Source organism: Variovorax sp. GW821-FHT09A10, assembly GCF_059418385.1.
Genome location: NZ_JBWKPT010000006.1, coordinates 95,128 through 115,872, shown reverse-complemented (window position 1 = coordinate 115,872; position 20,745 = coordinate 95,128). Strand labels below are relative to the sequence as shown.

Below are 20,745 nucleotides of genomic sequence, written 5' to 3'. Positions count from 1 at the left end.
TCGGGAAAAAAGACGATTCCAGGCCTATCAAGCCAACACCCACATCACGGTAGCGAGTGGCGGCACGCTGACCGAAATCGAATCCGCTTTCCCATGCCAGGCGGTGGGAGCGCTCTCGACAATCCCGTTTCCCACGCCGCTGCCGCCATACACCGAACCATCGGTGTTGATGATTTCGCGATAAGCCCCCGCGACAGGAACGCCAAGCCGATACGCATGCCGAGGCAACGGCGTGAAGTTGCAGGCCACCACCACAAACGTCCCATCCCGAGCCCGCCGAACAAACGCAAACACCGACTGCGCCACATCGTCATGCACCAACCACTCGAACCCAGCCCCCTCATGGTCCAGCTCATGCAAAGCAGGAAAGTGCCGATACACGTTGTTCAGATCACGCACCAACCGCCGCACCCCTTGATGCGCCGCGTGCTCGAGCAAATGCCAGTCCAACCCGCGATCCGCATTCCACTCCGCGTACTGCGCAAACTCCCCCCCCATGAACAGCAGCTTCTTCCCCGGATAAGCCCAGAGGTACCCATACAGGTTGCGCAACCCCGCAAACTTCTGCCATTCATCGCCGGGCATACGCCCGATCATCGACCCCTTGCCGTGCACCACTTCGTCATGTGACAGCGGCAACACGAAGTTCTCGCTGTGCGCGTACATCAGTCCGAAGGTGATCTGCTGGTGATGGTGCTTGCGGTAGACCGGATCGGTCCCGGCATACGCCAGCGTGTCGTTCATCCACCCCATGTTCCACTTGTAGTGAAACCCCAGCCCGCCGTCTTCCGGCGGTCGCGTCACGCCCGGAAAGCTCGTCGACTCTTCCGCAATGGTCACAGCCCCCGGACGCTCCACGCCCACCACGCGGTTCATGCGGCGAAGAAAGTCGATGGCCTCCAGGTTCTCGCGCCCGCCCTGCGCATTCGGCACCCACTCGCCAGCCTTGCGGCTGTAGTCGCGGTACAGCATCGAGGCCACCGCATCCACGCGCAGGCCGTCCACGCCATAGCGCTCCAGCCAGTACAGCGCGTTGCCGACGAGGTAGTTGCGCACCTCCGTGCGCGCGTAGTTGAAGATCAGCGTCTGCCAGTCGTTGTGGAAACCCTCGCGCGGATCGGCGTACTCGTACAGCGCGGTGCCGTCGAAGTTGCCCAGGCCGTGCGCGTCGGTCGGGAAGTGCGCGGGCACCCAGTCGAGGATCACGCCCAGCCCCGCGGCATGCGCGGCTTCGACGAAATGGCGGAAGTCGCCGGGCGTGCCGAAGCGCGAGGTCGGCGCATACAGGCCGATGGGCTGGTAGCCCCACGAGCCGTCGAAGGGGTGCTCGGTGATGGGCAGCAGCTCGATGTGCGTGAAACCCATGTCGCGCACATAGGGCACGAGCGTGTCGGCCAGCTCGCGGTAGTCCAGCCATTCCTGGCCGTGGTGCTTGCGGCGCCACGAACCCAGGTGCACTTCATAGATGCTGATCGGCGCCTGGTGCGCGTTGGCCTCGGCACGCCCGGCGGGCATCGGCACGGGCGCGGGCAGCGGCGCCACGACGCAGGCGGTGCCGGGGCGCAGCTGCGATGAGAACGCGAAGGGGTCGGCCTTGCGCAGCACCTCGCCGCGCGACGACAGGATCTCGAACTCGTAGCTGTCGCCGGTCGCCACGTGCGGCGCGAAGATCTCCCACACGCCGCACTCGCGGCGCAGCCGCATCATGTGGCGCCGGCCGTCCCAGTTGTTGAAGTCGCCGACCACCGACACGCGCAGCGCATTCGGCGCCCACACGGCAAAGGCCACGCCCTTCACACCGTCGATCTCGCGCAGGTGCGCGCCCAGCCGCTCCCACGGCCGCAGGTGCGTGCCCTCGGCCAGCAGCCACACGTCGGTCTCGCCGAGCACGAACGGAAAGCGGTAGGGGTCTTCGAGCCGCGAGGCGTGCCCGGTCTCCCAGTCGACCTGGAACGAGTAGCCCATGCGCGCCTCGGCCGCGGGCACGAGGCCGCTGAACAGGTCGGAGCCCTCGTGCCGGGCAAGGATCGACAGCGGCCAGCCGGTGCGCGAATGCACCACCGCCACCTGCCGCGCGCCGGGCATCAGCGCGCGCACCTCGAGGCCGTCGGCGGTCTCGTGGGGGCCGAGCACGGCGAACGGGTCGCCGTGCTCGGCGCGCATCAGTGCGTGGATGTCGGCAGCTTGGAGAAAAGGAGAAGGGGGCATGGGGTTCAGCGTCCTCCTGCTTCGGCGGGTGTGCCGAAGCACACGCCATAAGGCGCCAACGTCAGCAGGGGCTTTGGACCGGCGGTGAGGGTCGCGGTCGGCGCGAGCGGGTGGCCGGCCAGCGGCACCAGCGGCTCGGGCAAGGGAACCGCGACAGGTTCGATTCCTGTATTGAAGATCGCATGCAGCACCGCGTCGCCGTCGCTTCGCACGATGTGCAGCAGCGGCGCGGGCGCATCGACGAACGCCAGCGTGCCCGTGCGCAGCAGCGGCTGGGTGCGCCGCCAGTGCAGCAGCGCGCGGCTGAAGGCGAGCATCGAGCCGGGGTCGGCCTCCTGCTGGTCGACGGCCAGCGGCAGGTGCGCGCCGTCCACCGGCAGCCAGGGCGTGCCGGTGCTGAAGCCGGCGTTGGGCGCATCGGCGGTCCAGGGCATCGGCGTGCGGCAGCCGTCGCGGCCCTTGAACTCGGGCCAGAAGGCGCGGCCGTAAGGGTCTTGCAGCAATTCGAAGGGCACGTCGGCCTCGGGCAGGCCCAGCTCTTCGCCCTGGTAGAGGCTGGCGCTGCCGCGCAGCGCGAGCAGCAGCGCGAGCCAGAGCCGGTCGCGGCGCGTGTCGGGCGCCTGTCCATCGCTCCAGCGCGTGGCGACGCGCGGCACGTCGTGGTTCGACACCGCCCAGCAGCCCCAGCCGCCCGTCACAGCCAATGCGGTGTCGAGCGATTCGACCTGGTGGCGCAGGTGCTTCGGGCTGTGGTCGGCCGTCAGCAGGCTGAAGCTGTAGGCCAGGTGCAGGCGCTTGCCGCGTTCGGTGTACTGGGCCATGACCGGCGGCGCGTTCTCGTCGCCGACCTCGCCCAGCGCGACCGCGCCGTAGCCGTCGAGCAGCCGGCGCAGGCGCTCGAGGAACACGAGGTTCTCGGGCTGGCTCTTGTCGTACAGGTGCTGCTGCATCGCGTAGGGGTTGTCGGCGCGCACGGTGCTGACCTCGCCCATCGATTCGACCGTGGCGGGCGGGTTGTCGCGCAGCAGCGCGTCGTGGAACTGGTGGTTGCAGGCGTCGAAGCGGAAGCCGTCCACGCCGCGTTCGCACCAGAAGCGCACCTCGCCGAGCAGCGCGTCCTGCACGGCGGGGCAATGGAAGTTGAGATCGGGCTGCTCGGCCAGGAAGCTGTGCAGGTAGTACTGCCGCCGGCGCGAGTCCCACTGCCAGGCCGAGCCGCCGAAGACCGAGAGCCAGTTGGTGGGCGGCGTGCCGTCGGGCCTGGGGTCGGCCCAGACGTACCAGTCGGCCTTGGGGTTGTCGCGCGAACTGCGGCTTTCGGCGAACCAGGCGTGCTGGTCGGAGGTGTGCGAGAGCACCTGGTCGATGATGAGCTTCAGGCCCAGCGCATGCATGCGCACGCGCATGGCGTCGAAGTCGGCCAGCGTGCCGAACAGCGGATCGACCGCGCGGTAGTCGGCCACGTCGTAGCCGAAGTCCTTCATGGGGGAGCGGAAGAAGGGCGAGACCCAGACCGCGTCGACGCCCAGACGGGCGACGTGGTCGAGCTTCGACGTGATGCCGGGCAGGTCGCCGACGCCGTCGCCGTTGCTGTCCATGAAGCTGCGCGGGTAGATCTGGTAGATCACCGCGCCCCGCCACCATTCGCCGTTGCTGCCGCTCATGCCTGCCCCTGTGGTCGAAATTCATTGTGGCATGCGAAATCCGGGCCAGCGGTACGCTGTTGCAAGCGGGCGCCGCGCGGAAGTGGGTAAATTCAGCAGGGCGGGGCGCTGCCGCCCCGACCCCCGACCGATGACCACCGACGACACCGCTTTCTCCCCCTCTGCCCCACCCATCGGCCTTGCCGCGCTCGAACGCCGGCTCGCCCAGGACCTCGACTACCTCGGCTGGCCCGCCCGCGCCTGGGTGCCGCCGCGCCAGGTCGACGGCGAACCCGTGCTCGACGTGGCCATCATCGGCGGCGGCCAGGCCGGGCTGGCCGCGGCGGGTGCGCTGGCGCAGCAGGGCATCCGCGCGGTGGTCTTCGACCGCGCGCCGGCCGGGCGCGAAGGCCCCTGGGCCACCACCGCGCGCATGGAAACCCTGCGCTCGCCCAAGGAACTCACGGGCCCGGCGCTGGGGCTGCCCTCGCTGACCTTCCGCGCCTGGTTCGAGGCCCAGTTCGGCACAGAGGCCTGGGCCGCGATGGACAAGATCCCGCGCTTGCAATGGATGGACTACCTGGTCTGGTACCGGCGCGTGATGGGCGTGGACGTGCGCAACGACACCGCTGTGACTGCCTTGCAACCGCTGCCCGACGCCAGCGCCGTGCGCCTGGACCTGCGCACGCCCGAGGGCGAGCGCCGCGTGCTGGCGCGCCGCGTCGTGCTGGCCACCGGCCGCGACGGCCTGGGCGGCCCGGCCGTGCCGGCGTTCGTGGACGGCCTGCCGCGTGCCAAGTGGGCGCATTCCTCCGACGAGATGGACTACGCGCGCCTGAAAGGCCTGCGCGTGGGCGTGGTCGGCGCGGGCTCCTCGGCCATGGACAGCGCCGCCACCGCGCTCGAAGCGGGCGCGCACAGCGTCGAGCTGCTGATCCGACGGCCCGACCTGCCGCGCGTCAACAAGGGCAAGGGCGCCGGCGTGCCGGGGCTCACGCAGGGGCACTACGACCTGCCCGACGCGCTGAAATGGCGCATCCGCCACTACATCAACGTGTTGAACGTGCCGCCGCCGCACGGCAGCACGCTGCGGGTGTCGCGGCACGCCAATGCCTTCTTCAACTTCGGCTGCCCCATCCTGGCCGTGGCGCCGCAGGGCGAGGTGCTGCGTGTCACCACGCCCAAGGGCGACTTCGCGTTCGACTTTTTAATTGTGTCGACCGGTTTCCAGGTCGACTGGGCCGCTCGCCCCGAATTCGCGGGCATTGCCGCGCACATCCGCACCTGGAAAGACCGTTTCACGCCCGCGCCCGGCGACGAAGACCGCGAACTGGCCGATTCGCCCGACCTCGGCCCGGCCTTCGAATTCCAGGAAAACGCGCCCGGCGCCTGCCCGGGGCTGGATCGCATCCACTGCTTCTGCTACCCGGCGGCGCTGTCCCACGGCACGGTGTCGGGTGACATTCCGGCCATCAGCGACGGCGCGCGGCGCCTGGCGGCGGGGCTCGCCAGCCTGTTCTATCGGGAAGACGCGGCCCACCACTGGGCGAATCTGGAGGCCTACAGCGAGCCGGAACTGTTCGGCGACGAGTGGACGCCCGCCCCGCCGCCGCAGGAAAGGGCCTGATTCCGGCATGGAGCCCGGGGGACGATCACGCACGGCGCGATAATCCGCCTTCCCGGCCGCCGTCGAGCCGGGCCCTGCCGAGATGTCATGAACCCCAGCTACAAACCCAGCGACGTCGAGTCCGCTGCCCAGGCGCAATGGCGCGCCGCCGATGTCTACCGTGTCACCGAGGACGCGAGCCGCAAGAAGTACTACGCCTGCTCGATGCTGCCGTACCCGAGCGGCAAGCTGCACATGGGCCACGTGCGCAACTACACGATCAACGACATGCTCACGCGCTACCTGCGCATGAGCGGCTACAACGTGCTGATGCCCATGGGCTGGGACGCCTTCGGCCTGCCGGCCGAGAACGCGGCGCTGAAGAACGGCGTGCCACCGGCCAAGTGGACCTACGAGAACATCGCCTACATGAAGGGCCAGCTCCAGGCCATGGGCCTGGCCATCGACTGGAGCCGCGAGATCGCCACCTGCGATCCGAGCTACTACAAGTGGAACCAGTGGCTGTTCCTCAAGATGCTCGAAAAGGGCATTGCCTACCGCAAGACCCAGGTCGTCAACTGGGACCCGGTCGACCAGACCGTGCTGGCCAACGAACAGGTGATCGACGGCAAGGGCTGGCGCACCGGCGCCACCGTCGAGCGCCGCGAGATCCCCGGCTACTACCTGAAGATCAGCGACTACGCCGAAGAACTGCTCGAGCACACGCAGCACAAGCTGCCGGGCTGGCCCGAGCGCGTCAAGCTGATGCAGGAAAACTGGATCGGCAAGAGCGAAGGCCTGCGCTTCGCGTTCACGCATGACATCCGGGACGCGGGCGGCAAGCTGATTCAGGACGGCCGCATGTACGTGTTCACCACGCGTGCCGACACCATCATGGGCGTCACCTTCTGCGCCGTCGCGCCCGAGCACCCGCTCGCCGCGCACGCCGCCACGCTCGATCCGAAGGTCGCGGCCTTCATCGAGGAATGCAAGGGCGGCGGCACGACCGAAGCCGAGCTGGCCACGCAAGAGAAGAAGGGCGTGCCCACGGGCCTGACCGTGAAGCACCCGATCACCGAGGAGCAGGTGCCGGTGTGGGTGGGCAACTACGTGCTTATCGGCTACGGCGACGGCGCCGTGATGGGCGTGCCCGCGCACGACGAGCGCGACTTCGCCTTCGCCAACAAGTACGGCATCGAGATCATCCAGGTCGTGCTGGTCGACGACGAGCCGCACTTCGACTATCACAAGTGGCAGGACTGGTACGGCGACAAGCAGCGCGGCGTGACCATCAACTCCGACAACTTCAGCGGCATGACCTACAAGGAGGCCGTGGCCGCCGTGGCGCATGCGCTGGGCCAGAAGGACCTGGGCGAGCTGCAGACCACCTGGCGCCTGCGCGACTGGGGCGTGAGCCGCCAGCGCTACTGGGGCACGCCGATCCCGATCATCCATTGCGAAGAACACGGCGCGGTGCCGGTCCCCGAGAAGGACCTGCCCGTGGTGCTGCCCACCGACTGCGTGCCCGACGGCTCGGGCAACCCGCTGCACAAGCACGAAGGCTTCCACGCCGGCGTGGTGTGCCCGGTGTGCGGCAAGGCTGCGCGGCGCGAGACCGACACGATGGACACCTTCGTGGATTCGTCGTGGTACTTCATGCGCTACTGCGACCCGACCAACGACAAGGCCATGGTCGCCGAGGGCGCCGACTACTGGATGCCGATGGACCAGTACATCGGCGGCATCGAGCACGCGATTCTTCACCTGCTGTACGCGCGCTTCTGGACCAAGGTCATGCGCGACCTGGGCCTCGTGAAGGCCGACGAGCCCTTCGCCAAGCTGCTCACGCAGGGCATGGTGCTCAACCACATCTTCTACAAGCGCAACGAGAAGGGCGGCAAGGACTACTTCCCGCCGCTCGAAGTCACGGCGGTGCTCGACGCACAGGGCCGCATCACCGGCGGTACGCTGGCCGACGGCACCAAGGTCGAGTACGGCGGCGTGGGCAAGATGGGCAAGAGCGAACGCAACGGCGTCGACCCGCAGGACCTGATCGAGAAGTACGGCGCCGACACCGCGCGCCTGTACACCATGTTCACCGCGCCGCCCGAAGCCACGCTCGAGTGGAACGACGCGGCTGTCGAGGGCAGCTACCGCTTCCTGCGCCGCGTGTGGAACTACGGCGTGGCCCAGGCCGACGTGGCGCCCGTGGCGCTCGCCGGCCAGAGCTTCGGCAAGCCCGCCCAGGCGCTGCGCCGCGAGGTGCACACCGTGCTGCGCCAGATCGACTACGACTACCAGCGCATGCAATACAACACGGTGGTGTCGGGCGCGATGAAGCTGCTCAACGCGCTCGAGGGCTTCAAGTCCGACGGCAGCGCGGGCGACGCGGCCGCCGCGCGCGAGGGCTTCGGCATCCTGCTGCGCTGCCTGTACCCGGCCACGCCGCACATCGCGCACCAGCTGTGGCAGCAGCTCGGCTACGACAAGGCATCGGGCGACCTGCTCGACGCCCCCTGGCCCGTGGTCGACGTGGCCGCGCTGGCGCAGGACGAGGTCGAGCTCATGCTGCAGGTCAACGGCAAGCTGCGCGGCAAGCTGCTGGTGCCCGCCGGTGCGTCCAAGGACGAGATCGAGCGGCTGGCGCTTGCCTGCGACGACTTCGTCAACTTCGCCGAAGGCGCGCCGCCCAAGCGCGTGATCGTGGTGCCCGGGCGCCTGGTCAACGTGGTCATCTGAACCCGACACTGCAGAACGACGGAAACGACAGACGCATGAACATTCGCAATGCCTCGCAGCCGCGCCGCGGCTTTCTCCTGGGCCTCGGCGTGGCAGGCGCTTCGCTGGCCCTGTCCGGCTGCGGCTTCGCGCTGCGCAAGGCGCCGAACTTCGCGTTCAAGACGCTGTCGCTCGAAGGCAATACGGCGCTCATCAACCAGCTGCGGCGCGAGCTGCGCGCGGCCGGCAACGTGACGCTGGTGCCCAAGGAAGAGGCCAGCACCGCCGACGCCGTGCTCGTGGTGCTGGGCGAGGACCGCGACCGCTTCGTGATCTCGACCAACTCCGCCGGCCTGCTGCGCGAGCTGCAGCTGCGCCTGCGCGTGCGCTTCAGCCTGCGCACGCCGGGCGGCAAGGAATTGCTGCCCGCGTCGGAGGTCTCGCAGACGCGCGACCTGAGCTTCAACGAAACCAACGCGCTGGCCAAGGAAGGCGAGGCCGACCTGCTGTTCCGCGACATGCAGGCCGACATCGCGCAGCAGCTGATGCGCCGGCTGGCCGCGGTGCAGTCCCTGTAAGCGTCGCTTCCGTTCGTTCAATGCAACTTGCCAGTGCCCAGCTCGGCGCCCACCTGCAAAAGGGCCTGAAGCCGCTTTACACGATCCACGGCGACGAGCCGCTGCTCGCGCAGGAGGCGGCCGACGCCATCCGCGCCGCCGCGCGCGCCCAGGGCCACACCGAGCGCAGCTCGTACACCGTGGCCGGCGCGCACTTCGACTGGAGCGCGGTGCTCGCGGCCGGGGGCTCGCTCTCGCTGTTCGCCGACAAGCAGATCGTCGAGATCCGCATCCCCTCGGGCAAGCCCGGCAAGGACGGCAGCGTCGCGCTGCAGCAGCTGGCCGAGGGCGCGCCCGGCAACGACAGCACGCTCACGCTGGTGATGCTGCCGCGCCTGGACAAGGCCACGCGCACCGGCGCGTGGTTCTCGGCGCTGGAGAACAACGGCGTGAGCATCCAGGTCGACCCGATCGAGCGCGCCGCGCTGCCGCAATGGATCGCCCAGCGCCTGGGGCTGCAGAACCAGCGCGTGATGCCCGGCGACGAAGGCCAGCGCACGCTGCAGTTCTTTGCCGATCGCGTCGAAGGCAACCTGCTCGCCGCGCATCAGGAAATCCAGAAGCTCGCGCTGCTGCACCCGGCGGGCGAGCTGAGCTGGGAGCAGGTCGAGGGCGCCGTCAACAACGTGGCGCGCTACGACGTGTTCAAGCTCTCCGAGGCCGTGCTGGCCGGCAACCCGCAGCGCGTGGCGCGCATGCTCGACGGCCTGCAGGCCGAAGGCGAGGCCGAGGTGCTGGTGCACTACACGATCGCCGAGGACATCCGCGCCCTCAAGCGCGTGAAGGACGCCATGGCCGCCGGCCGCCCGCTGCCGATGGCGCTGCGCGAGAACCGCATCTGGGGCCCGCGCGAGCGTGCCTTCGAGCGCGTGCTGCCGCGCCTGGACGACCGCATGCTGACCCGGCTGCTGCGCGCAGCCCACCTGGTCGACGGCATCTGCAAGGGCCTGAAGCAGCCCGACTGGCCCGCCAGCGGCTGGCAGGCGCTGCAGCGGCTGGCGCTGATGCTGTGCCGCGCCTGCAGCACGGCTGCGGCGCCACGCCGGGCCTGACGCTTCCGCCGTCGATCGCCATCAAAAGGCCCGCGTCAGCCGGGCCGAAGGTCCGCGTGGGAAAATGCCGGTCATGAACGCGTTCAACGTCAGCGAGCACATGCAGACCCTCGGTCTGCAAGCCAAAGCCGCTGCATTCCTCATGGCCCGTGCGGATGCAGCTACCAAAAACAGAGCACTGAAAGCGCTGGCCCGGCGCCTGCGCGAAGCCGGCCCCGCGCTGGCCATCGCCAACGAGAAAGACCTGGCCCGCGCCACGGCCGCCGGCCTGTCGGCCCCGATGGTCGACCGGCTCAAGCTCACGCCCAAGGTCCTCGACACCGTGGCCGAGGGCTGCGAGCAGTTGGCCGGCATGGCCGACGTGATCGGCGAGATCATCGGCATGAAGCAGCAGCCCAGCGGCATCCGCGTGGGCCAGATGCGCGTGCCGATCGGCGTCTTCGGCATGATCTACGAGAGCCGTCCCAACGTGACCATCGAGGCCGCGAGCCTGGCGATCAAGAGCGGCAACGCAGCCATCCTGCGCGGCGGCTCGGAAGCCATCGACTCCAACAAGGCGCTGGCGCTCCTGGTGTCCGAGGCGCTGGCCGAAGCCGGCCTGCCGGTCGATGCGGTGCAGCTGGTGCAGACCACCGACCGCGAGGCCGTGGGCCAGCTCATCGCCATGCCCGAGTTCGTCGACGTGATCATTCCGCGCGGCGGCAAGGGCCTGATCGAGCGCATCAGCCGCGACGCCAAGGTGCCTGTCATCAAGCACCTGGACGGCAACTGCCATGTCTACGTGGACGACACGGCCGAGTTCGACATGGCGCTGCGCATCGTCGACAACGCCAAGACCCAGAAGTACAGCCCCTGCAACGCCGCCGAAGGCCTGCTGGTGGCGGCCTCGGTGGCCGACCACTTCCTGCCCGAGATCGCTGCCATCTTCGCCGCCAAGGGCGTCGAGATGCGCTGCGACCCGGCCGCCGCCGCGATCCTGCGCGCCAGCGAGGCGCACCATCCGCAGGCGAAGGTGATCGATGCGGTCGAGTCCGACTGGTCCGAGGAGTACCTGGCCGCCGTCATCAGCATCAAGGTGGTGGCGGGGCTGGACGAGGCCATTGCGCACATCAACCGCTACTCGAGCCACCACACCGACGCCATCGTCACGCGCGACCACATCAACGCCCAGCGTTTCCTGCGCGAGGTCGATTCGGCCAGCGTGATGGTGAATGCGAGCACGCGCTTCGCAGACGGTTTCGAGTACGGGCTGGGCGCCGAAATCGGCATCAGCACCGACAAGTTCCATGCGCGTGGCCCGGTCGGCATCGAAGGCCTGACCTCGCTCAAGTACGTGGTGCTGGGGCAGGGCGAAGTCCGCGGTTAATCGGGTCCGAAGGGCCGGGGCCATCGGGCCGGCGGCGCGGCGAGGCCCGTGCCGCGGTGTTCTTGCAACGTGTGTTGTGGATTGGGGTGCTTTGTTCTCTTTGACTGCTTGTCATCGGGCGCGCCATCCCCAAATCCTACAATTCCACTCCACCTTTAAGCACAAAACCAACAAGGCCGCTGCATGGTTCCGCATCTCGTCACTGCCCTGACCGGCCCGATCAACGAACTGGAGCAGCGGGTGCTCGACTCGATGCCCGCCATCGAGCGCTGGTTCCGCCTCGAGTGGATGGAGCACACGCCGCCGTTCTACAGCGCCGTCGACATCCGCAACGCGGGCTTCAAGCTGGCTCCGGTCGACACCAACCTGTTCCCCGGTGGCTGGAACAACCTCACCAAGGAAATGCTGCCGCTGGCGGTGCAGGCCGCGCAGGCGGCCATCGAGAAGATCTGTCCGGAGGCGCGCAACCTGCTCGTCATTCCTGAAAACCACTCGAAAAACACCTTTTATCTCGCCAACGTCGCGCAACTCGTGCGCATCTTCCACATGGCGGGCCTCAATGTGCGCATCGGCTCGATCGACCCGGCCATCAAGTCGCCCAAGAAGATCGAGCTGCCCAACGGCGAGACCGTGACGCTCGAGCCGGTGGTGCGCTCCAAGCGCCGCCTGGGTCTGAAGAACTTCGATCCCTGCACAATTTTGCTCAACAACGAGCTTTCTGCAGGAACGCCCGGCATCCTCGAAGACCTGCACGAGCAGTACCTGCTGCCGCCGCTGCACGCGGGCTGGTCGGTGCGCCGCAAGAGCAACCACCTGCACAGCTACGAAGAGCTGTGCAAGCGCTTCGGCAAGCTGCTGGGTATCGACCCCTGGCTGATCAACCCGATCTACGCGCGCGCCGAAGGCGTCGACGTGGCCGAGGGCCGCGGCATCGACGTGCTCACCAGCCATGTCGACGCGGTGCTCACCAAGGTGCGCCGCAAGTACAAGGAATACGGCATCAACGAGAAGCCCTTCGTGGTCGTCAAGGGCGGCCACAGCGGCAGCGGCAGCCCCGGCGTCGTGACCGTGCGCGACGCCAAGGAGGTCGAGGCGCTGATCGGCAAGTCGCGCACCGCCACCTCGTCGCCCGCCAAGACCAGCGCCGGGCGTGACCTGCGCGAACCCACCGAGCTGATCGTGCAGGAAGGCGTGCTCACCAACGAGCGCGTGCACAACGGCGTGGCCGAGCCGGTGGTCTACATGATGGACCGCTACGTGGTGGGCGGCTTCTACCGCGTGCATGCCGAGCGCGCCGCCGACGAGAACCTCAAGCAGCCGGGCGCCAGCTACGTGCCGCTGGCCTTCTCGGAAAGCGCGCAGTTGCCGCAGCCGGGTGCCAAGCCCGGTGCCAGCGCCCCCAACCGTTTTTACATGTATGGCGTGGTGGGCCGCCTGGCCATGGTCGCGGCCAGTTACGAGATGGAAGCGACCGATCCGGACGCCGAAATCTACGAATGAGCGACGGGGGCGGGTTGCGGCGTCAGCGGGCAACGGCAAAATAGCGGCCCCACAGCAACGGAACCAAAAGGGCGGAGGGATGCGCGGCGCGGCCGCGGCACCCCGGCGTGACTGACGCGTCGATCATTGCGAGCCAACCTTTTCCCATCGACCTCGTGTCAGCCCCCAAAAATATCTCTGCCGGCCTCATCGTCGGCGCCATCGGCGTCGTCTACGGCGACATCGGCACCAGCGTTCTCTATGCGGTCAAGGAAGTCTTCGGTCACGGCCATGTGCCGTTCACCGTGGAGAACGTCTACGGCATCCTGTCGATGTTCTTCTGGACCCTCACGGTCATCGTCTCCATCAAGTACGTCGTGCTCGTGCTGCGCGCCGACAACGAAGGCGAGGGCGGCCTCGTCGCGATGCTCGCGCTGGCCTCCCAGGCCGTGGCCGACAAACCGAGGCTGCGCCAGCTGCTCCTGATCGTCGGCATCTTCGGCACCTCGCTCTTCTATGGCGACGGTGTCATCACCCCGGCCATCTCGGTGCTCTCGGCGGTCGAAGGCCTGGAGGTGGTGTCGCCGCACTTCAAGCACTACGTGATCCCGATCACGCTGGTCGTGCTGTTCTGCCTGTTCGCGGTGCAAAAGCGCGGCACGGCGGGCATCGGCAAGTTCTTCGGCCCGGTCACGCTGGCGTGGTTCGCGGCCATCGCCGTGCTGGGCGTGTGGCAGATCGGGCACCACCCCGAGATCATCAAGGCGCTGAACCCCTGGTATGCGCTGAAGTTCATCTGGGACAACCCGGGCACCAGCTTCATCCTGCTGGGCGCCATGGTGCTGTGCGTGACCGGTGCCGAGGCCCTGTACGCCGACCTGGGCCACTTCGGCAAGAAGCCGATCCGCATCGCGTGGTTCTCGGTCGTCATGCCGGCGCTCACGCTCAACTACCTGGGCCAGGGCGCGCTGCTCTTGGAGAACCCCGAGGCCGTGAAGAACCCGTTCTTCATGATGGCGCCTGAATGGGCCCTCATTCCGCTGGTGCTGCTGGCCACGCTCTCGACGGTGATCGCCTCGCAGGCGCTCATCACCGGCGCCTTCAGCGTCACGCGCCAGGTGATCCAGCTGGGCTACCTGCCGCGCCTGAACATCGAGCACACCAGCGTGCGCACGGCAGGCCAGATCTACATCCCGCTGGTCAACTGGGGCCTGTTCGTGGCCATCGTGATGGCGGTCGTGATGTTCCGCACCTCGAGCAGCCTGGCGGCGGCCTACGGCATTGCCGTGACCACCGACATGCTGATCACCACGATCCTGACCTTCTTCGTGATCCGCTACGCGTGGAAGCTGCCGCTGGCGCTGTGCATCGCCTCGACCGCGATCTTCTTCGTGGTCGACTTCCTGTTCTTCGCCTCGAACCTGCTCAAGCTGTTCGAAGGCGGCTGGTTCCCGCTCTTGATCGGCGGCGCGGTGTTCACGCTGATGGTCACCTGGAAGGAAGGCCGCCGCCTCATGGGCGAGGCGCAGCACGCGGACGCGATCGACCTCAAGTCCTTCCTCGGCTCGGTGTTCATGAGCCCGCCTGCGCGTGTCGACGGCACGGCCGTGTTCCTCACGGCCGAACCGGGCGTGGTGCCCAACGCGCTGCTGCACAACCTCAAGCACAACAAGGTGCTGCACGAGCAGAACATGTTCGTCACCGTGCGCAACCACGAGGTGCCCTGGATTCCGATGGACAAGCGCATCGAGATCGAGGCGCTGGGCAACCACTGCTGGCAGATCATCGTGCACTACGGCTTCAAGAACGACATCGACCTGCCGCGCGCGCTCGACAACGCGCGCATGCGCGGCTGCCAGCTCGAGCCGATGACGACCAGCTACTTCCTCTCGCGTGACGTCGTGATCCCCACCCTGGGCAGCGGCATGGCGCCGTGGCGCGAGAAGCTGTTCGCGCAGATGCACCACAACGCGAGCGGCGCGGCGGCCTTCCTCGGGCTGCCCAACAACGCCGTGGTCGAGCTGGGTTCGAAGATCGAGATCTGAGGCGCGCAGCGCCAGGCCGCGCGCCCCGGCAGAATCGCGGCATGCGATTCTTCAAGGACCTGAGCCTTTCGGCCTTCACCGCGGGCTTCGTCGCCGTGCTCGTGGGTTTCACGAGTTCGGTGGCCATCGTGTTCCAGGCCGCCCAGGCCTTCGGGGCCACGCCCGAAATGGCGGCTTCGTGGATGTGGGCGCTGGGCATCGGCATGGGGCTGGCCTCGGCGCTGCCTTCGCTGTGGTGGCGCAAGCCCGTCATGATTGCCTGGAGCACCCCCGGTGCGGCCGTGCTGGCCGTGGCCGGCGCGGGCTACGGCATGGGCGAGGCAGTGGGCGCCTTCATCGTCTGCGCGGTGCTGATCGTGCTCGCGGGCGCCACCGGCTGGTTCGAGCGTGTGATGAACAAGATCCCGATGGCCATCGCCTCGGCGCTGCTGGCCGGCGTGCTCGCGCGCTTCGGCCTTGCGGCCTTCACGGCGGCGCAGACCGCGCTGCCGCTGGTGCTGCTGATGCTCGCCACCTACCTCGTGGGCAAGCGCCTGCTGCCGCGCTACGCGGTGCCGCTCACGCTGCTGGTGGCCATCGCCTTCACGGCCGCGCGCGGCGAGCTGGCATGGTCGGCTGTGCACTTCTCGCTCACCTGGCCGGTGTTCACAATGCCGGTGTTCACCTGGCAGGCCATCGTGAGCCTGGCGCTGCCGCTGTTCGTCGTGACCATGGCCTCGCAGAACCTGCCCGGCGTGGCGGCGATCCGCGCCAGCGGCTACAGCGACCTGCCGGTCAGCAAGCTCATCACGATCAGCGGCCTGGCCACGCTGGTGCTCGCGCCCTTCGGCGCCTTTGCGCTCAACCTGAGCGCCATCACGGCCGCCATGTGCATGGGCCGCGAGGCGCACGAAGACCCGGCGCGACGCTACACGGCGGCGGTGAGCTGCGGCGCCATCTACGTGGTGATCGGCCTGTTCGGCGCGGCTGTCACTGGCCTGCTCACGGCTTTCCCCAAAGAGCTGGTCGCGGCCATCGCCGGGCTGGCGCTGCTGGGCACCATCGGCGGCGGGCTGGCGGCGGCGGTGCGCGACGAGGCGCACCGCGAGGCCGCGCTCATCACCTTCCTGGTCACGCTCTCGGGCGTGACGCTGGCCGGCATCGGCTCCGCCTTCTGGGGCGTGGTGGCCGGCGCGGTCGCGCTGGCGGTGCAGCAGGTCGGCCGCGCACGGGTGCAGGTGCCCGTTGAAAAAGCCCCCGCCGGCAAGGACATCGCCGCTTCCGGCAACATGCCGCCAGAAACCCCCTCCACAGCCGCCGCTCCCGGCGCCGGAAAGAACGCCTGATGAAAAACATCCTCTTCGTCGCCGACCCGCTCGATCACTTCAAGATCTACAAGGACACGACCTTCTCGATGATGCGCGAGGCCCAGCGCCGCGGCCACCGCATCGCGGCCTGCCTGCCGCAGGACATCCAGTGGAAATCCGGCGGGCGCGTCTCGGCGGTGGTGCAGCAGATCACGCTGACGGGTGACCCGAAGGACTGGTACCGCGTCGACATCCTCGAATCGAAGGCGCTGAAGGACTTCGATGCCGTGCTGATGCGCAAGGACCCGCCCTTCGACGCCGAGTACATCTACTCGACGCACCTGCTGCAGCAGGCCGAGCGCGAGGGCGCGAAGGTGGTCAACTCGCCGCGCGCGCTGCGCGACCACCCCGAGAAGCTCGCGATCATGGAGTTTCCGCAGTTCGTCACGCCCACGCTGGTCACGCGCAGCGCGCAGGCCGTGCGCGACTTCCATGCCGAGCACGGCGACATCATCCTCAAGCCGCTCGACGGCATGGGCGGCATGGGCATCTTCCGCGTCAAGCAGGATGCGCTGAACCTCGGCTCCATCGTCGAGACGCTCAACAAGGACGGCGCCGAAACCATCATGGTGCAGCGCTTCGTGCCCGAGGTGACGCAGGGCGACAAGCGCATCCTGATCATCGCGGGCGAGCCGGCGCCCTTCGTGCTGGCACGCATTCCGCAGGGCACCGAGGTGCGCGGCAACCTCGCGGCCGGCGGCAAGGGCGTGGCCCAGCCGCTCACGGCGCGCAACCGCGAGATCGCCGAAGCCATCGGCAAGGTGCTGGCGCCGCGCGGGCTGCTCTTGATCGGGCTCGACGTGATCGGCGACTCGGTCACCGAGATCAACGTGACCAGCCCCACGTGCTTTCAGGAGATCACCGAACAGACCGGCTTCGACGTGCCGAAGATGTTCATCGATGCGCTCGAGGCGCACCTGGCTTCGGCCTGATCAGAAGTCGACCGACGCCGACAGCGTGAAGGTGCGCGGCGCGCCGAGCACCAGGTAGCCGTTGTTCGGGTAGCCGCCCACCGAGGCCCAGTAGTTGCGGTTGGTCAGGTTGTCGATGCGCGCGCGCAGCGTCACCAGCTTGCCGGCCACCTCGGTGAGGTAGCGCGCGCCGACGTCGAAGCGCGTCCAGCCGGGCACGCGCAGCGTGTTGGCGGCGTCGGCGTAGCTCGGGCCCGTGGCCACCACGCGGCCGTCCAGCGACAGGCCGCGCACGCCCGGCACGTCCCATTCCACGCCCAGGGTGCCCTGCGTCTTGGCGATGCCGATGACGCGGCGGCCGTCGGTCGTGGCGTCGCCCGTGGCGCGCTGCTTGGCGTCCAGGAAGGTGATGCCGCCCATCAGGCGCACGCCCTTGGCCGCTTCGCCGAACGCGGTCAGCTCCAGGCCCTGGTGGCGGTCGCGGCCTTCGGCCACGTAGTAGCCGGCGCTGTTGACGAGGGCGCGCGGCTTGTCGGTCGTGAAGAAGGCCAGGCCGCCGCCGATGCGGCCGCCGTCGAACTTGATGCCGATCTCCTTCTGCTTGGACACATAGGGCGAGAGCTGCGTGCCCGCGTTGCGCACGGCGCCGCCGGTCGACACCGTGGGCGCGGTGTCGCCCTTGCTCAGGCCCTCGATGTAGTTCGCGTACAGCGACACCTGCGGCTGCAGCTTGAACACGAAGCCGGCCATCGGGCTGGTGCGGCTCTTCTCGTACGCGGTGGGCTTGCCGGTGTCGTAGGCGAAGTCGGTGCTCTCCAGCTTCTGGCGCCGCACGCCGAGCGTGAGCTGCGCACGGTCGTCCAGGAAGGACAGCGTGTCGCCGATCGCCAGGCTGCTCAGGCGCGTCTGCGTCAGCAGCGCGGGGTTGTCCATGTCGTTGCCACGGAACGCGCTCGCCGTGTAGGCCGGGATCGGGTAGCCGATGGGCGCGTACAGGTGGGTCTTCAGGGGGTTGAAGAAGTCCCACTTGTAGGCGTTCTTCTCCTTGAGCTGGTAGTACGAGTACGAGGCCACCACCGTGTGGTTCACCGGGCCGGTCGCGAACTTGCCGCGCACGCCGGCTTCGGCCGTGCGGGTGCTGTCCTGGCGCTGGTTCTCGAAGCGCGACATGTTGCCCATGCCGAGGTTGTTCGTGAGCGTGAGGCCGGCGAGCGAATTGCCCTCGTGGCTCTTGCGCGCGCCGCCGGCGATCCACGCCGTCACGTTGTCGGTGAGGTCGTACTCGCCGCGCAGCGAGCCGAAGGTGTCGCGCTCGTTGGAGTAGGTCCAGGGCTGCGCGTAGTTCAGCTGGTTGTCGGGCGCGGACGGCACGCGCGTCACGCCGGCGCCGAGCGTCACGTTCGGGCGCGTGCGCGTCAGGCGATGTTCCTGGTGGCCGATGTCGGCCGAGATGCGCGCGTTGCGGCTGCGCCAGTCGAAGCCGACCGAGGCCACGTCGAGCTTCACCTGCTCGGCGTTCACGCCGGTGCCGCCGTCGCGGTGGGCCGCGTTCAGGCGCACGCCCAGGCTCTGGTCGGGCCCGAAGCGGCGTGCGATGTCGGTCGACACATAGCTCTGCGAGCCGCTGGCCGTGCCCAGCGTGACCTGCGTCAGCGGGTCGTTCGGCGCGCGCTTGGGCAGCAGGTTGATGTTGCCGCCGATGCCGCCGCCCGTGGGCGTGGCGCCGTTCAGGAAGGCGCTCGCGCCGCGCAGCACCTCGACGCGCTCGAACAGCTCCGACGAGATGTACTGGCGCGGCAGCAGGCCGTACAGGCCGTTGTAGGCGATGTCGTCCGAATTCACCACGAAGCCGCGGATGAAGTACGACTCCTGGAAGTTGCCGAAGCCGCGCGCCACGCGCACCGACGGGTCGTTCTGCAACACGTCGGCCACGCTCTTGGCCTGCTGGTTCTGGATCAGCTCGTGCGTGTAGCTGGTGCTGGAGAAGGGCGAATCCATCATGTCCTGGTTGCCCAGGATGCCCACGCGCCCGCCGCGCGCCACCTGCCCGCCCGCGAAGGGCTTGGTCAGGCCTTCGGCCGAGGCGTCGGCGCTGGCTTCGACGGTGACGGTGCTCAGCGTGCCGCTGGCAGGTTCAGCCGGCGGCGTCTGCGCCAGGGCCGTCAGGGCGTGAAGGGCCAGCAGCGAGGCGGCCACGGTCGGACGGAGAAAGAAATGGGGGGCAGGCATGAAAGATCGACCGAATGCAAATGAGAACAGTTATTGTTCATTGTTTGCACTCACTCATCGATACTTTCTTGTGCTGTTGCAAAAAAGTGTCAGCCAAAAGGCTGAATGTCAGGCCTCAGCGCGGCATCCGTTGGCCGTCCACGAACACATGCAACTCGCCCGAGGTGAAGGGCGTCCAGGTCTCGTTGGTGGTGAGCGGCGCCGTCACCACCACGGCCACGCGGTCGGTGGGCGTGGTGTGCTGGGCGAAGTCGATGGCCAGGTCTTCGTCCGAGAGCTGCGCCGTCACGAAGGGGTGGCGGCGCTCCACGTACCAGAGGTGGGTGGAGGCATGCGCCCACAGCGCCTGCCCGTTGGACAGCATGAAGTTGAAGGTGCCATGCGCCGCCAGCTGCGGCGCCAGTTCGCGCAGCGTGAGCGTGAGCTCCTCGACGCTGGGCACGCCCGCGTGCGACTTGGCCAGCTCCTGCATGATCCAGCAGAAGGCGTGCTCGCTGTCGGTGTTGCCCACCGGGTGGAAGTTGCCGTGCAGGCGCGGGCGGAAGTCCTTCAGGTCGCCGTTGTGGGCGAACACCCAGTAGCGGCCCCACAGCTCGCGCACGAAGGGGTGGCAGTTCTGCAGGTTGACCTCGCCCTGCGTCGCCTTGCGGATGTGCGCGATGACGTTGCGGCTTTGAATCGGGTAGCGCCGGATCAACTCCGCCACCGGCGACTCGCAGGCCGGCTGGTGGTCGACGAAGTGGCGCAGCCCGCGGTCCTCGAAGAACGCGATGCCCCAGCCGTCGGCATGGTGGTCGGTGCGGCCACCGCGCTGCGCGAACCCCGTGAAGCTGAAGGTCACGTCGGTCGGCGTGTTGCAGTTCATCCCTAGCAATTGGCACATGGCTGTGATTAGACCGCGATTCAGGATTTGGAGGAGGAGGCGGGCAGCCGCAGCCACCCGAGCACGCGCGCGGTGCCCAGCTGCGTGCGTCCGTCAGCGAGCGCCAGCGGCAGGCGCTCGCGCGAGGTGCCGAAGGGCCCGGGGTTCTGCTGCACGATCTCGACCGCGTCGGCGTCCACGCGCGACACGATCGCCACGTGGCCGTAGGGATTGAAGAGCCACGGCGCGAACACCACGATGTCGCCCACCGCCGGCGCACTCGCGCCGCCGTTGCGGTGCTGCACCAGGTTGCGCGCCGTGTTCAGCGCGCCGTCGGCCACGGCCGCGTCGAAGAAGGCCTTGGCATGGCCGCGCGCCTCGGGCATGCGGTGCTGGTGGCGCTCGTAGTAGTAGCGCTTGACGAACTCCACGCACTGCCAGCGCAGGCCGATGTTGTAGCCGTCGGGCGTCACGCTGCGCCCGTCGACGTGGTTGATGGCGCCGTTGTAGTACACCGGCACGCCCTCGAACTGGTCGATCACCTCGCCGGGCGCGTGCGCCGGGTTGACGTTGAAGCGGCTCGCGCCCCACAGGCCGAGCAGGGCGACGAGGACGAGGGTGGAGAGAACGACGACGGTGCGGCGAGTGATGAAACGGGGCATG

14 protein-coding genes are annotated in these 20,745 nt (G+C 68.3%); 9 read left to right on the top strand and 5 right to left on the bottom strand.

Translation table 11 applies throughout. From position 1 onward, the window contains the following. Positions 1 to 27 precede the first annotated feature (27 nt). A complete protein-coding gene (gene glgB / locus AC07Q9_RS22245) occupies positions 28 to 2,208 on the bottom strand; it encodes a 1,4-alpha-glucan branching protein GlgB (protein WP_495311818.1) in 2,181 nt (726 codons plus the stop codon). A 5-nt stretch (positions 2,209 to 2,213) separates the two neighbouring features. Next, positions 2,214 to 3,872, bottom strand: coding sequence for an alpha-amylase family glycosyl hydrolase (locus AC07Q9_RS22240; RefSeq protein WP_495311817.1), 1,659 nt, complete (start codon positions 3,870 to 3,872; stop codon positions 2,214 to 2,216). Positions 3,873 to 4,002: 130 nt separating this feature from the next. On the opposite strand from AC07Q9_RS22240, the gene AC07Q9_RS22235 reads away from it, so the two are divergent. The 9 genes from AC07Q9_RS22235 to gshB all read left to right on the top strand — a co-directional run bounded on the left by AC07Q9_RS22235 (position 4,003) and on the right by gshB (position 17,012). Next, a complete protein-coding gene (locus AC07Q9_RS22235) occupies positions 4,003 to 5,478 on the top strand; it encodes an FAD-dependent oxidoreductase (RefSeq protein ID WP_495311816.1) in 1,476 nt (491 codons plus the stop codon). An 87-nt stretch (positions 5,479 to 5,565) separates the two neighbouring features. Continuing rightward, complete coding sequence (gene leuS, locus AC07Q9_RS22230; RefSeq protein ID WP_495311815.1) at positions 5,566 to 8,196, top strand: leucine--tRNA ligase; 2,631 nt, start codon at positions 5,566 to 5,568, stop codon at positions 8,194 to 8,196. Positions 8,197 to 8,231: 35 nt separating this feature from the next. Beyond that, positions 8,232 to 8,753 (top strand): LPS-assembly lipoprotein LptE, encoded by a 522-nt coding sequence (locus AC07Q9_RS22225; RefSeq protein WP_062477729.1) that lies wholly within the window; start codon positions 8,232 to 8,234, stop codon positions 8,751 to 8,753. A gap of 20 nt (positions 8,754 to 8,773) precedes the next feature. Beyond that, on the top strand, positions 8,774 to 9,844 hold the full coding sequence (gene holA, locus AC07Q9_RS22220) for a DNA polymerase III subunit delta (RefSeq protein ID WP_062477727.1): 1,071 nt from the start codon (positions 8,774 to 8,776) through the stop codon (positions 9,842 to 9,844). 73 nt (positions 9,845 to 9,917) lie between these two features. Continuing rightward, positions 9,918 to 11,210, top strand: a complete 1,293-nt coding sequence (locus tag AC07Q9_RS22215; RefSeq protein WP_495311814.1) for a glutamate-5-semialdehyde dehydrogenase — start codon at positions 9,918 to 9,920, stop codon at positions 11,208 to 11,210. A 183-nt stretch (positions 11,211 to 11,393) separates the two neighbouring features. Further along, a complete protein-coding gene (gene gshA / locus AC07Q9_RS22210) occupies positions 11,394 to 12,710 on the top strand; it encodes a glutamate--cysteine ligase (protein ID WP_062477724.1) in 1,317 nt (438 codons plus the stop codon). Positions 12,711 to 12,865: 155 nt separating this feature from the next. Beyond that, positions 12,866 to 14,734: a potassium transporter Kup gene (locus AC07Q9_RS22205; protein WP_489060034.1), complete on the top strand. Its 1,869-nt coding sequence runs from the start codon at positions 12,866 to 12,868 to the stop codon at positions 14,732 to 14,734. A gap of 41 nt (positions 14,735 to 14,775) precedes the next feature. Then, positions 14,776 to 16,059, top strand: a complete 1,284-nt coding sequence (locus AC07Q9_RS22200) for a benzoate/H(+) symporter BenE family transporter (protein WP_495311813.1) — start codon at positions 14,776 to 14,778, stop codon at positions 16,057 to 16,059. Next, positions 16,059 to 17,012: a glutathione synthase gene (gene gshB, locus AC07Q9_RS22195; protein ID WP_495311812.1), complete on the top strand. Its 954-nt coding sequence runs from the start codon at positions 16,059 to 16,061 to the stop codon at positions 17,010 to 17,012. The genes AC07Q9_RS22200 and gshB overlap by 1 nt, the downstream gene beginning before the upstream one ends. On the opposite strand, the gene AC07Q9_RS22190 is transcribed toward gshB, so the two are convergent. The 3 genes from AC07Q9_RS22190 to AC07Q9_RS22180 all read right to left on the bottom strand — a co-directional run bounded on the left by AC07Q9_RS22190 (position 17,013) and on the right by AC07Q9_RS22180 (position 20,744). Continuing rightward, the gene (locus tag AC07Q9_RS22190) at positions 17,013 to 19,220 is read right to left on the bottom strand and encodes a TonB-dependent receptor (protein ID WP_495311811.1); all 2,208 of its coding nucleotides are present in this window, start codon (positions 19,218 to 19,220) and stop codon (positions 17,013 to 17,015) included. Positions 19,221 to 19,335: 115 nt separating this feature from the next. Then, complete coding sequence (locus AC07Q9_RS22185; RefSeq protein WP_492683477.1) at positions 19,336 to 20,103, bottom strand: class II glutamine amidotransferase; 768 nt, start codon at positions 20,101 to 20,103, stop codon at positions 19,336 to 19,338. A gap of 20 nt (positions 20,104 to 20,123) precedes the next feature. Beyond that, positions 20,124 to 20,744: a CHAP domain-containing protein gene (locus AC07Q9_RS22180; RefSeq protein WP_495311810.1), complete on the bottom strand. Its 621-nt coding sequence runs from the start codon at positions 20,742 to 20,744 to the stop codon at positions 20,124 to 20,126. Position 20,745: the final 1 nt, after the last annotated feature.